Genomic DNA, 12,754 nt, shown 5'->3' on the forward strand with positions numbered 1-12,754 from the left:
TGGCGTCACGCTCGAGGGCGGTGACTACTGTGGCAGCCATGACTGACGGTGACCGCGTCCGCCCGCCGTGGTGGCTGAAGGCGACCAACAAGGTCATGATGATCGTGTCGCGGCTGGGAGTGGCTTACGGCACGGAAGGACCGGCAGTGTTGACGGTGCCCGGCCGCAAATCCGGGATTCCGCGATCTACCCCGGTCACGCCGATGACCGTCGACGGCATCAGTTATGTCGTGGCCGGCTTCCCGGGTGCCGACTGGGTCGAAAACGTCCGTGCCGCAGGCGAAGTCACCCTGACCCGGGGGCGTAAGGCCGAGCGCCTGCGGCTGGCGGAGCTGCCGCCGGACCAGGCTCGTCCGATCCTGCGCGCCTTTCCGGCCCAGGTGCCCACCGGCGTGCGGGTGATGAAGCGATGCGGCCTGATCACCGAGGGCAGCTCCGACGAGCTCGAGGCAATGGCCGGACGCTTCGTCGTCTTCCGGCTCGAACCGGCGTAAGAACGGAGTTCAAAAGACTTGAGCGACAATCCCTTTGACCCCAACGTGTGGCGGCTGGTCGACGGATTCGACGACCTGACCGACATCACCTATCACCGCCACGTCAGCGACGCCACGGTCCGGGTGGCGTTCAACCGTCCCGAGGTGCGCAACGCCTTCCGGCCGCACACCGTCGACGAGCTGTACCGAGTCCTCGACCACGCGCGGGTGTCACCCGATGTGGGTGTGGTCTTGTTGACCGGCAACGGGCCCTCGCCCAAAGACGGCGGCTGGGCGTTTTGCTCCGGGGGTGACCAACGGATTCGCGGGCGGTCCGGTTATCAGTACGCCTCCGGCGAGGCCGCGGACACCATTGATGTAGCCCGCGCCGGCCGATTGCACATCCTCGAGGTGCAACGGCTGATCCGGTTCATGCCCAAGGTGGTGATCTGCCTGGTCAACGGGTGGGCCGCGGGCGGCGGGCACAGCCTGCACGTCGTCTGCGACCTCACCCTGGCCAGCCGTGAACACGCCCGTTTCAAGCAGACCGACGCCGATGTCGGCAGCTTCGACGGCGGCTACGGCAGCGCCTATCTGGCCCGCCAGGTCGGCCAGAAATTCGCCCGCGAGATCTTCTTCCTGGGCCGGCCGTACACCGCCGAGCAGATGCACCGCATGGGCGCGGTCAACGAGGTGGTGGATCACGCCGAGCTGGAGACGGTCGGTGTGCAGTGGGCAGCGGACATCAACGCGAAATCGCCTCAGGCGCAACGGATGCTGAAGTTCGCGTTCAATCTGCTCGACGACGGTCTGGTGGGTCAGCAGCTGTTCGCCGGTGAGGCCACCCGGTTGGCGTACATGACCGACGAGGCCGTCGAGGGCCGCGATGCGTTCCTGCAGAAGCGCCCGCCGGACTGGAGCCGGTTCCCGCGTTATTTCTAGGGCGCCGCTGGGCTGCCGCCTAGACTGCCCAGCTGTGAGCAAGAGTCCGCTGCGCCGGTTGGCCGAACAGATCTCGCTGGCCACCATGCGGCCACCGGTGTCGCCGCAGCTGCTGGTCAACCGGCCCGCGATCAAGCCGATCAACCTCGACGGCAAGCGGATCCTGATCACCGGCGCCTCCTCGGGCATCGGCGAGGCCGCCGCCGAGCTGTTCGGCCGGCACGGTGCCACCGTGGCTGTCGTCGCCCGCCGCAAGGACTTGTTGGACGCCGTCGCGGACCGGATCACGACCTCCGGCGGGGCGGCGATGTCGATGCCCTGTGACATCTCGGACCTGGACGCCGTCGACGCCTTGGTGGCCGACGTGCAACGGCGCATCGGCGGCGTCGACATCCTGATCAACAACGCCGGCCGGTCCATCCGCCGACCCCTGGACGAATCGCTGCAACGCTGGCACGACATCGAGCGGACCATTGCGCTGAACTACTACGCCCCGCTGCGGCTGATCCGCGGACTGGCGCCGGGGATGCGCGAGCGCGGCGACGGCCACATCATCAACGTCGCGACGTGGGGCGTCTTATCGGAAGCGGCGCCGCTGTTCTCGGTGTACAACGCGTCGAAGGCGGCGCTGTCGGCGGTGAGCCGGACCATCGAAACCGAGTGGGGGCGAAACGGAGTGCATTCCACGACGCTCTACTACCCGTTGGTGTCTACCCCGATGATCGCCCCGACGAAGGCCTATGACGGGATGCCCGCGTTGACGCCACGGGAAGCGGCCGAGTGGATGGTGACCGCCGCGCGTACCCGGCCGGTGCGGATCGCGCCGCGGATCGCCCTGGCGGCCAAGGCGCTCAACACCATCGGGCCCCGCTGGGTCAATGCACTCATGCAACAACGCAACGACCACCTCGACGGCGATTAACTCGGGAGGGTGCCACGGCCAGGGCGACAAAGTCGTGGGCCCGCTGTTGTCGCGCTGCTCGCCACGGACGGGCCGAGTGGTCGGCTGCGACGACCTCACCGGCCCCGACGTGTCGACCCTGCGGAGCCGATGCGCCCCCAACTGACGACGACGTGATAGACACGACACCATGGAAATCCTGGCCAGCCGGATGCTGCTGCGGCCGGCCGACTATCAGAAGTCGCTGAGCTTCTACCGTGACCAGCTAGGGCTGGCGATAGCCCGCGAATATCCTTCGGGCACAGTGCTTTTCGCTGGCCAGTCGCTGCTCGAGTTGGCTGGTTACGGCGAGCCCGACCACTCCCGCGGCCCCTTTCCCGGGGCGCTGTGGCTGCAGGTGCGCGACCTGGACGCGACGCGGGCCGAGCTGGCCGGCCGGGGGGTGCCGATCACCCGGGAGCCACGGCGCGAACCATGGGGCCTCTACGAGATGCACGTAACCGACCCCGACGGCATCACACTAATTTTCGTCGAGGTCCCCCCAGGCCACCCGCTGCGCAAAGACACCCGCGGTGAACGCGGCGGGACTGCGGGTTAACGGCTAAGTAATATCTGGCGACGAGTCGCAGTACACCTGCGTTTCGGGTACTCAGTTATTCGACAGCGGATCAGCCCAACCACCAGAATCAGGTGCCGTGAGCCTCGACTTGTTCCTGTTGGTGATCGTCGTGATCACGGCGTTGGCGTTCGATTTCACCAACGGCTTCCACGACACCGGCAATGCCATGGCCACATCCATCGCCAGCGGCGCACTGGCGCCCAAGACAGCGGTCATTTTGTCGGCGGTGCTGAACCTGGTGGGCGCGTTCTTGTCCACCGCTGTCGCGGCCACCATCGCCAAAGGTTTGATCGACGCGAACCTGGTGACGCTGGAGTTGGTGTTCGCCGGCCTGGTCGGCGGCATCGTGTGGAACCTGCTGACCTGGTTGCTCGGCATCCCGTCGAGTTCGTCGCACGCCTTGATCGGCGGCATCGTCGGCGCCACGATCGCCGCCGTCGGCGGTCACGGCGTCATCTGGAGCGGTGTGGTGTCCAAGGTGATCGTGCCTGCCGTGGTGGCCGCGCTGCTGGCCACGCTCGTCGGGGCGGTCGGCACCTGGCTGGTATACCGAATCATCCGCGGCATTTCCGCGAAGCGCACCGAAAGCGGATTCCGGCACGGTCAGATCGGCTCGGCGTCACTGGTTTCGTTGGCGCACGGCACCAATGACGCCCAGAAGACGATGGGCGTGATCTTTCTGGCGCTGATGTCCTACGGCGCGGTCAGCAGATCCGCCACCATGCCGCCGCTGTGGGTCATCGTGGCCTGCGCGGTCGCGATGGCCGGGGGCACCTACCTGGGTGGCTGGCGCATCATCCGGACGCTGGGCAAGGGCCTGGTCGAGATCAAGCCGCCACAGGGCATGGCGGCCGAGTCGTCGTCGGCCGCGGTGATCCTGTTGTCCGCTCATTTCGGCTACGCGTTGTCGACCACCCAGGTGGCGACCGGCTCGGTGCTGGGCAGCGGCGTGGGCAAGCCCGGTGCCGAGGTCCGCTGGGCGGTAGCCGGCCGGATGGTGGCCGCGTGGTTGATCACGCTGCCGTTGGCCGGTCTGGTCGGCGCGATCACCTACTGGCTGGTGCATGTCATCGGCGGGTACCCGGGCGCATTAATCGGCTTCGGCCTGCTGTGCCTGGTCGCTACCGTCATCTGGCTACAGTCGCGCAAGGCGCGGGTGGACCACAGCAACGTCAACGCCGAGTGGGAAGGCAGCCTGACGGCCGGGCTCGACCGGTCGGTCCAACCGGTTCCGCCACCTCCGACAACCACCGTCGCATCGAATGGTCAGCTACCGGAGTTCGGTGCCGACGACGTGGTCAAGACCGGTAACGCGTCATGAATCACTGGTTCAATTACGAGGCCACGGCGAAGATCCTGATCGTCAGCGTGCTGCTCGGCGCCGGGCTGCCGGCGCTGTTCGCGCTCGGGGTGCGGATGCAGGCCGCCGGGAGGACGGGCACCGTCGGGGAGGCCGGGGACCACGCCGCTCCGCGGCGCCCGGTGTTGGTCGCGATCGGGTGGGCGATCTTCGGGCTGGTGCTTTCGGTGGTTGTCATCGGGGTGCTGTATATCGCCCGCGACTTCATCGCCCATCACCTCGGCTGGCACCTCCTCGGAGCCCAACGCGCGTAGCGTCGGATTGGTCCTGACATAGAGTTTTCTGGCGGGCCTGAGGGGAAGTTGTAACAGCGTGAACCGATTTCTCACCTCGATCGTGTCGTGGCTGCGGGCGGGCTATCCCGAGGGAATTCCACCGACTGACTCGTTTGCCGTCCTGGCCCTGCTGGCGCGCCGACTGACCAACGACGAGGTGCAGGCCGTCGCCAGCGAACTCATCCGGCGCGGTGAGTTCGACCAGATCGACATCGGGGTGGTGATCACCCAATTCACCGACGACCTGCCGTCACCGGACGATGTGGAGCGGGTGCGCGCCCGGCTGGCCGCTCACGGCTGGCCGTTCGATCCGCTCGACGATACCCGCGAGGACCACGCATAGCCGTCCTGCGGGCGCTGAGCGTCCCACCCGGTTGCGCCGTCTCGTTGCTGCTGCCCGCTCTGCAGCGAGTTCTCGAGGACCGCGACCCGGCGCTGGTCGTGACGGCGGCACCCGATGAGTCTGCTTCGGCCGCTTTGCGGGTGGGGGAAGAGATCGACGACGACGTGGCGCTGGTGGTGACGACGTCGGGAACCACCGGTGCGCCCAAGGGCGCGTTGCTGACCGCCGCCGCTTTGACCGCCAGCGCCTCGGCCACCCACCACCGTCTCGGCGGCCCGGGCAGCTGGCTGCTGGCCGTGCCGCCGTATCACATCGCCGGACTGCAGGTGCTGGTTCGCAGCGTGCTAGCCGGTTGCACGCCGGTCGAGCTGGATGTCTCCGCGGGCTTCGACGTCACCCAATTGCCCGGCGCGGTAAGGCGATTGGCTCCGGGGCGGCGATACACGTCGCTGGTGGCCGCCCAGCTGGCCAAGGCGCTCACCCACCCGGCCGCCACCGCAGGGCTGGCCGAACTGGACGCCGTGCTGATCGGCGGCGGACCGGCGCCGCGGCGCGTCGTGGACGCCGCGGCGGCGGCCGGTATCAGGGTGGTGCGCACCTACGGCATGAGTGAGACCGCGGGCGGCTGCGTGTACGACGGCGTACCGCTCGACGGGGTCCGGGTGCGGATCCTGGCCGATGGCCGCATCGCGCTGGGCGGCCCGATGCTGGCGAAGGGCTACCGCAACCCGGTCGATCCCGACCCGTTCGCCGAACCGGGCTGGTTCCACACCGATGACCTTGGCGCGGTGGAGGATTCGGGTGTGCTGCGGGTCCTGGGGCGGGTCGATGATGCGATCAGCACCGGTGGACTGACCGTGCTGCCGGGGCCGGTGGAGATGGCACTGGGCAGCCATCCGGCGGTGGCTGACTGTGCGGTTTTCGGGGTGGCCGATGACCGGTTGGGCCAGCGCGTGGTGGCCGCGATCGTGGTCCGCGCTGGTTGCGCCGCGCCGACGCTGGAGGCATTGCGAGCGCAGGTCGCGCGCACGCTCGATGTCACCGCCGCGCCACGCGAGCTGCACATCGTCGACGAGCTACCGCGACGCGGCATCGGCAAGATCGACCGGGCGGCGTTGGTGCGCCGCGTCGCCGGCGATCAGGTCGCCAGCGATCAATAGGCTGAGCGATCGTGAGAATTGCCCGCCGGGAAACGTCAGCCGTCGCGGTCGGGGTCGTCCTGGTGGCAGCCGCCTTCGTGCTGCCGCGGATGAATCTCGGTGTGAAACCGCGCCGCGACATCGACCTGGAACGCTTCGCCTCGCGGGCCGGCGCCGCGCCGATCTTCGGCTACTGGGACATCCACGCCAGCTGGGGCACCTGGGCCGCGATCATCATTGCGCTGGCCGTCGTGGCGTGGGGCCCGGCTGTGGCGCAACAACTTTCGTGGCGGATGCTGATCCCCGGCAGCTGGGTCACCAGCTGCGCCTGGGCGTTTTCGCTGGCGATGATCGACGGCTGGCAGCAAGGCTTCGCCGGCCGATTGACCGCCAAGGACGAATATTTGTTTGAGGTGCCGGGCGTTAAAGACATCCCGGCGACGGTCCGGACGTTCGCCGGCCGGATCGTCGACTTCCAGCCGAATTCCTGGACCACCCATGTCTCCGGGCATCCGCCGGGCGCGCTGCTGACGTTTGTGTGGCTGGATCGGCTCGGCCTGCACGGCGGGGCCTGGGCCGGGCTGCTGTGCCTGCTGGTCGGTTCCAGCGCCGCCGCGGCGGTGGTGATCGCCGTCCGCGCTTTAGCCGGCGAGCACAACGCGCGGCGCGCCGCCCCTTTTCTCGCGCTGGCGCCGACCGCGATCTGGGTCGCGGTGTCGGCCGACGGATATTTCGCCGGCATCGCGGCGTGGGGTATCGCGCTGCTTGCGGTTGCGGTGCACGGTGGGACGCGGTTTCCCGTGCTGGTGGCCGTCGGGGCGGGCCTGCTGCTGAGCTGGGGCGTCTTTCTCAGCTACGGGCTGCTGCTGATGGGGCTTCCGGCATTGGCGGTGCTGGTATCCGCGAAGAACTGGCGGGCCGCGCTGCGGGCCCTGGGGCCGGCCGTCTTGGCCGCGGCGGCGGTGGCGGTGGCCTTCGCCGTCGCCGGGTTCTGCTGGTTCGACGGCTATACCCTTGTGCAGCAGCGGTATTGGCAGGGTATCGCGAAGGACCGCCCGTTTCAGTACTGGGGATGGGCCAACCTGGCTTGTGTGGTGTGCGCCATCGGGCTGGGCAGCGTCGCCGGCATCAGCCGGGTGTTCGACCGCGACGCCATCGCTCGCCGCTCCGGGTTTCATCTGTTGCTGCTGGGGGTGCTGGCCGCCATCGTCTGCGCGGACCTGAGCATGCTGAGCAAGGCGGAGACGGAACGGATCTGGCTGCCGTTCACCATCTGGCTGACCGCAGCGCCGGCGCTGCTGCCGGCGCAGTCCGACCGGCTGTGGCTGGCGGTCAACGCCGCCGGTGCCTTACTGCTGAACAGCATCATCTTCACCAACTGGTAGGCGGATACATGGAAGGGTCACTGGCACGTCGGCTCGGCACCACCGATGCGGTGGTGATCGGGCTGGGATCGATGATCGGCGCCGGGGTGTTCGCCGCGTTTGGCCCGGCCGCCCGGGCTGCCGGCGTGGGGCTGCTGATCGGGCTGGCGCTCGCCGCGGCGGTCGCCTATTGCAACGCGATCGCTTCGGCCCGGCTGGCCGCGCGGTATCCGGTTTCCGGCGGCACCTACATCTACGGGCGCGAACGCCTGGGACCGTGGTGGGGCTTCCTGGCCGGTTGGGGATTCGTGATCGGCAAGACGGCCTCGTGTGCGGCGATGGCGTTGACTGTCGCCTCCTACACCGTCACCGGGCCGGGGTGGGCGCAGCGAGCCGTAGCGGTCAGCGCCGTGGCGGTGCTGGCCGCGCTGAATTATCGCGGCATCACCAAGACCGCGATGCTGGCCCGAATATTGGTGGCGTGCACCATTATTGCGCTCGCCGTCGTGGTGATCGGCATCGCCGCGGCCCGGCCCGGGTCTACCCATCTGATCGAAGGCTGGTCCGTCGTCACGCCCTACGGAGTGCTGCAGGCGGCGGGACTGCTGTTCTTCGCGTTCGCCGGTTATGCGCGCATCGCCACGATGGGTGAAGAGGTCCGTGACCCGGCCCATGCCATCCCCAAGGCGATCACCCTGGCGCTGACGATCACGGTGGCGACCTATCTGGTGGTCGGGGTGGCGGTCCTGTCGGCCGCCGGCCCGGACCGGCTGGCCACAGCCGCGGCGCCGCTGGCCGAGGCGCTGCGCGCCGCCGGTGCCACGTCGTTGGTGCCGGTGGTGGCCGTCGGCGGCCCGCTGGCCTCCCTCGGTGCGCTGCTGGCGCTGATCGCCGGGGTCGGCCGCACCGCGCTGGCGATGGCCCGTCATCGGGACCTGCCCCGCTGGCTGGCCGCGGTCCATCCGCGCTATCAGGTGCCGCACCACGCCGAGATCGCGCTGGCCGTCGCAGTATGCGTGCTGGTGGCCACCGTGGATCTGCGCGGCGCGATCGGTTTCTCGTCCTTTGGCGTGTTGATCTACTACGCGATCGCCAACGCCGCCGCCTACACCCTGGCGGGCCGCGTCCGGCTGCGAGCGCTGAGCGTCTGCGGGCTGATCGGTTGTCTGGTCCTGGTGGTCACACTGCCGTGGGAATCGGTCGCCGCTGGGCTGGGCATATTTGCCGTCGGGGTCGCCGGGCGCTGGGTGGTGCTGCGCCGCCGAACCCGCCCCGATGGCCAGCCCGGCAACAGCCCCGACGCGGCCACAGCCGAGTGAGGCAGCAGGGTTGGGCGCTGCGGTCGCTGACAGCTGCGCCGTAGCTGGTGGTCCGGCGTGCCACCGGCGACGAGGCGCATCGGGTCTGACCGCGGCGAACGACTCGCCGCGCTTGCGTCACCGTCGGCGCGGTACGCCAAGAGGTGTGTCCGAACGAATGTCCGGGCGCGCCGCACGTTTCGCCGCTGGGCGTCGCACCGCCGTGCCTGCCGGTCGCGGCACTGCGCGAGGCGCTGCCGCAGCTGAACACCCAACCGGCGAGCATGGCCGGGTCGGCGCCAGTAGTGGTGCGCCGAACCCCCACATCCCCACCGAAGCGGCGTTATCATCCGCCCGGACAGGGCAGGTCGATACCGGCCAGCCGGGCTGGCAGGTGTTGACGGGAGAGGCTATGTCGTCTGTGATCGCCGCGCCACAAGCGCTGAGCAGTGCGGCTGTGGAAATGGACATGATCGGTTCGGCGATTCGTCAGGCCACCGCCACCGCGGCTGCCCCGACCACCCAGATGATGGCAGCCGCCAGCGACGAGGTGTCGGCGGCGATCGCGGCGGTGTTTCGGGAACACGGCAGCGTCTATCACTCGATCAGCGCTCAGGCAGCGGCGTTCCATGACCAATTCGTGCAGGCGATGACGGCGGCTGCGGGGTCGTACGCCGGCGCCGAGGCAGCCAACGCTGCACCGCTGCAGCATGCACTGAACGCGATCAACGCGCCCGTACAGTCGTTGACCGGGCGCCCACTGATCGGCAACGGCGCAGACGCGGTAACCCCGGGCGGTAACGGCGGCACCGGCGGTTGGCTGTACGGCAACGGCGGCAAGGGCGCCGCCGGCTTGCCGGGCCAGGCGGGTGGTAGCGGCGGCAACGCCGGCTTGATCGGCAACGGCGGCGCCGGCGGTGCCGGTGGAGCGGGGGCGGCCGGTGGCGCGGGCGGCGACGCCTGGCTGTTCGGGACCGGCGGAGCCGGCGGCAACGGCGGCCGGCACGGCCGGAGCGCCTGGGGTCAACCCGACTGAGAACATCACTCAGCCCCAGGCCACCAACGGCGACAACGGTTCATGCTGGGACCGGTGTCGGCGGCGGCGGCGGCGTCCAAGGCAATGGCGGGCAGCAAGGCGGCGATGGCGGCGCCGGCGGCAGCGGAGTGACCGCCAGCAATCAGGCCGGCGGTGGCGGCGGGGGTGGTGCCGGCGGGCCCGGCGGATTCGGCGCTCCGGGCGGAACCGGCGGGGACGGCGCCGCCTTGGTCAATCAGGGCGGCGGTGTCATCGACGGTGGCGGTAGCGGCGGTAGCGGCGGTGGCGGCGGCGTCGGTGGCGCCGGCGGAGCCGGTGCACCCGGTGGCACCGGCGGAGCAGGCGGAAGCGGCGTTGATTCCCCGCTTGGTCTTGGCGCCGGCGGCGGCGGAGGAGGAGTCGATGGGTCGGGCGGTCTCGGTGACGGCGCCACGAACGGCCCGTCGGGCGGAGCCGGGATCAACGGCGGGGCCGTCGGTCTTCCGAACTTCGGCACCCAGCCCACCGCTGGTGGTGGCGGCGGCGCCGGCGGCGGAGCCCCCAACACTGGATTGAGTTCTAACGGTGGTGGCGGCGGCGCCGGCGGCGTTGGTGGAATCGGCGCCGACGGCGGTACCCGGGGTGCGGGCGGCGCCGGTTTTGGATTGGGCAATTTCGGCGGTGACGGCGGACAAGGCGGCGCCGGCAGCGCCGGCACTCCCGGCGAGGCCGGTATGAGAGGCGGCTCAGGAGGAGCCGGCGGTCGTGGTGGGTGGCTGTTCGGCAACGGCGGGAACGGCGACTCCGGCGGAAACGGCGGCGCCGGGGGCGTGGGCGGTCCAGGTGAGGTCGGCGTGGCTGCCGGGGGCAACGGCGGCGCCGGCGGCCCTGGCGGCGCCGGTGGCAGCGGCGGCGACGGCGGGGCCGGCGGAAACGGCGCCGCCGGTGGGGCAGGCGGCCTCTTCGGTCACGCCGGTGCAGCCGGTGCCGGTGGGGTGGGCGGCACCGGGGGTAGCGGCGGCTCGGGTGGCGGCGGCGGTGCTGGCGCTGCCGGCGGACTCGGCAGCACCAACGGCGCCACGGGCGCATCAGGTGCGGCTGGGCTGGCCGGCGTCGCTGGGCAGCCAGGACAATCCGGGCAGCCCGGCTGACAGCCTGAGACCGCGTCGTTGTAGCCCGGTCGCGCGGTCACCCGCTTGAGGCGACCATCCGGGGCACACGGCGCCGGGGCGACCCGGACTGGCACTAACGGATCAACCGCCACGCCAGACCACTGCGGCTATCGGGCGCAACCGGCTGACACTAGAAGCATTCGACCGCCTGGCTCACCATCCGGCCGCGCGGGTGACCCGCGCGAAGCGACTGTCCGGGCCGCATGCCTCGCGTACCACCGCGAGGTCGTCGACAACGTCGACGTCGGTCAGGCGCGGCACCGAAGCCACGTCAATACCGTTGTCGCGCAACGCCTTCAGGGTGAGTTCACCGGTATCAGGCTGCGACATCGGGATGCCGCGCAGGCACTCCGCCGCAGCAGGGCTGTGGACTCCGAGCACCCACCAGCCACCGTCTATTGCCAATCCGAGCACCGCCGGCGTCTCGAGTAACCGTCGTGCGCAATCGCCCAGCAGTCCGGGCCTCACCTGCGGGGTGTCCATTCCGATTTGCAGTACGGGATACCCGTCTGCGGCATCGGCGTGTGCGTTGGCCAGCCGGTCGGCAAAGCCGTCGCCACGCTGCGCGATGACCGTGAAGGCCTTCAGCCGTTGCCGGATGTCGTCGGCGTTGGCCGCCCCGTCCAAGTTCCCGGTGAGCGCCACCACCCGCGCGGCCACCGGCGCCGCGGCCACCGCATCCAGCGTGTCCAGCAACGCGGCGGCGGCAATCTCCGCCGCAATCCGGTCACCAACCGTCGCGGCCAGCCGCGTCTTGGCGAATCCGGGCTCCGGGGCCTTGGCGACCACCAGCACCGTGACCGGCAGCACGCTCACGAGATCACCTTCCAGAAGTCCAGAATCGCGATGATGCTGCCGCGTAACGAACCACTGACCTTGGACTTTCCGCCGGTCCGGGGACCGTAGCTGACGTCGAGTTCGACCACCCGCCAGCCGGCCGCCGCCGCACGGACCAACAGTTCCAGCGGATACCCCGACCGTCGATCGGCGACGCCCAGTTCCAGCAGCGCCTCCCGCCTGGCCACCCGCATGGGCGCGATGTCGTGTACCGGCAAGCCGTGACGGGTGCGCAGCCGCCAGCTCATCACCACCGTGCCCAACCGCGCCACCCATGGCCAGTGCAATCCGCGAACCGGACGGCGCCGACCGGTTACCAGGTCGGCGCCCCGCTCGAGTTCGGCTACCAGCCGGGGCAACTCACCGGCATCCATCGAGCCGTCGGCGTCGATCACCGCCACAATCGGGGTTGTCGCGGCTTCCACGCCCGCGTGCACCGCAGCGCCGTAACCTGGCCGCGGCTCACCGACCACCCGTGCACCGTGGCGGGTCGCCACCGCCGCCGTGTTGTCGGTGCTGTTGTTGTCCACCACCAGCGCCCCATAACCGGCCGGGATGGCGGCCAGCACCGCCGGTAGCGACTCTTCCTCGTTGAGACAGGGCAGCACCACCGTCACCGCATCGCCGGGCATGCCCTCCGACCTTAGGCGATGCCGCGCCCGGGATCAGTCCCCGGAGCGGCCGCCGCCGCTGCCGCCGCTGCTGCCGCTGCTGCCACTGCTGCCGCCGCTGCCGCCGCTGCCGCCGCTGCCGCCGCTGCCACCCCCGAGTGGCGGCTGCGGCGCCGGGGCCACCGTCTGCGGCGCCGGGGCCACCGTCTGCGGTGCCTGCGGGGCCACAGTCTGCTGCTGGGTTGGTGCCTGTTGGGTTGGTGCCTGTTGGGTTGGTACTTGCGTCGGCTGGGGAGCGGCGGTCGTCGGAGCGACCGTGGTCGGAGGAACGGTCGTCGGAGCGACCGTCGTGGTCACTGGGGCCATCGTCGTGGGCCTGTCTCTTATACACATCTGACGCTGCCG

The 12,754-nt window shown here is 70.0% G+C and carries 13 protein-coding genes and 1 pseudogene; 11 read left to right on the forward strand and 3 right to left on the reverse strand.

What is annotated here, in order from left to right; translation table 11 throughout:
• The first annotated feature begins 38 nt into the window (after positions 1–38).
• The 11 genes and pseudogenes from CDN38_RS09940 (at position 39) to CDN38_RS32960 (ending at position 10,880) form a co-directional block, all read left to right on the forward strand.
• Entirely contained in the window at positions 39–494 is a 456-nt protein-coding gene (locus tag CDN38_RS09940; protein ID WP_075513206.1) for a nitroreductase family deazaflavin-dependent oxidoreductase, read from the forward strand.
• A gap of 18 nt (positions 495–512) precedes the next feature.
• On the forward strand, positions 513–1,415 hold the full coding sequence (locus tag CDN38_RS09945) for a 1,4-dihydroxy-2-naphthoyl-CoA synthase (RefSeq protein WP_075513207.1): 903 nt from the start codon (positions 513–515) through the stop codon (positions 1,413–1,415).
• 34 nt (positions 1,416–1,449) lie between these two features.
• Complete coding sequence (locus CDN38_RS09950) at positions 1,450–2,337, forward strand: SDR family oxidoreductase (RefSeq protein WP_075513208.1); 888 nt, start codon at positions 1,450–1,452, stop codon at positions 2,335–2,337.
• Between the two features lie 169 nt (positions 2,338–2,506).
• Positions 2,507–2,914, forward strand: a complete 408-nt coding sequence (locus CDN38_RS09955) for a VOC family protein (RefSeq protein ID WP_075513209.1) — start codon at positions 2,507–2,509, stop codon at positions 2,912–2,914.
• 97 nt (positions 2,915–3,011) lie between these two features.
• The gene (locus tag CDN38_RS09960; protein WP_075513210.1) at positions 3,012–4,256 is read left to right on the forward strand and encodes an inorganic phosphate transporter; all 1,245 of its coding nucleotides are present in this window, start codon (positions 3,012–3,014) and stop codon (positions 4,254–4,256) included.
• A complete protein-coding gene (locus CDN38_RS09965) occupies positions 4,253–4,549 on the forward strand; it encodes a hypothetical protein (protein WP_075513211.1) in 297 nt (98 codons plus the stop codon). The genes CDN38_RS09960 and CDN38_RS09965 overlap by 4 nt, the downstream gene beginning before the upstream one ends.
• Positions 4,550–4,607: 58 nt before the next feature.
• Positions 4,608–4,913 carry a DUF3349 domain-containing protein gene (locus tag CDN38_RS09970; protein ID WP_075513212.1) on the forward strand — a complete coding sequence of 102 codons (306 nt, stop codon included), beginning with the start codon at positions 4,608–4,610 and terminating at the stop codon, positions 4,911–4,913.
• 44 nt (positions 4,914–4,957) lie between these two features.
• Positions 4,958–6,073 carry an o-succinylbenzoate--CoA ligase gene (gene menE, locus CDN38_RS09975; protein ID WP_075513213.1) on the forward strand — a complete coding sequence of 372 codons (1,116 nt, stop codon included), beginning with the start codon at positions 4,958–4,960 and terminating at the stop codon, positions 6,071–6,073.
• Positions 6,074–6,084: 11 nt separating this feature from the next.
• Positions 6,085–7,437, forward strand: coding sequence for a hypothetical protein (locus CDN38_RS09980; RefSeq protein ID WP_099318924.1), 1,353 nt, complete (start codon positions 6,085–6,087; stop codon positions 7,435–7,437).
• 8 nt (positions 7,438–7,445) lie between these two features.
• The gene (locus CDN38_RS09985; RefSeq protein ID WP_099318925.1) at positions 7,446–8,735 is read left to right on the forward strand and encodes an APC family permease; all 1,290 of its coding nucleotides are present in this window, start codon (positions 7,446–7,448) and stop codon (positions 8,733–8,735) included.
• A 442-nt stretch (positions 8,736–9,177) separates the two neighbouring features.
• Positions 9,178–10,880: pseudogene (locus CDN38_RS32960) on the forward strand (PE family protein).
• Positions 10,881–11,054: 174 nt separating this feature from the next.
• Here the strand turns inward: CDN38_RS32960 and CDN38_RS10010 are convergent.
• The 3 genes from CDN38_RS10010 to CDN38_RS33530 form a co-directional block, all read right to left on the reverse strand.
• Positions 11,055–11,717 carry a TIGR04282 family arsenosugar biosynthesis glycosyltransferase gene (locus CDN38_RS10010; RefSeq protein WP_075513216.1) on the reverse strand — a complete coding sequence of 221 codons (663 nt, stop codon included), beginning with the start codon at positions 11,715–11,717 and terminating at the stop codon, positions 11,055–11,057.
• The gene (locus tag CDN38_RS10015; RefSeq protein WP_075513217.1) at positions 11,714–12,370 is read right to left on the reverse strand and encodes a glycosyltransferase family 2 protein; all 657 of its coding nucleotides are present in this window, start codon (positions 12,368–12,370) and stop codon (positions 11,714–11,716) included. Before CDN38_RS10015 ends, CDN38_RS10010 begins: the two co-directional genes overlap by 4 nt.
• Positions 12,371–12,403: 33 nt before the next feature.
• Positions 12,404–12,754, reverse strand: a 351-nt coding sequence (locus tag CDN38_RS33530; protein ID WP_180276314.1) for a hypothetical protein, incomplete at its 5' end; no start/stop codon positions are given.

This window comes from Mycobacterium ostraviense (assembly GCF_002705925.1).
GTDB classification, from domain to species: domain Bacteria; phylum Actinomycetota; class Actinomycetes; order Mycobacteriales; family Mycobacteriaceae; genus Mycobacterium; species Mycobacterium ostraviense.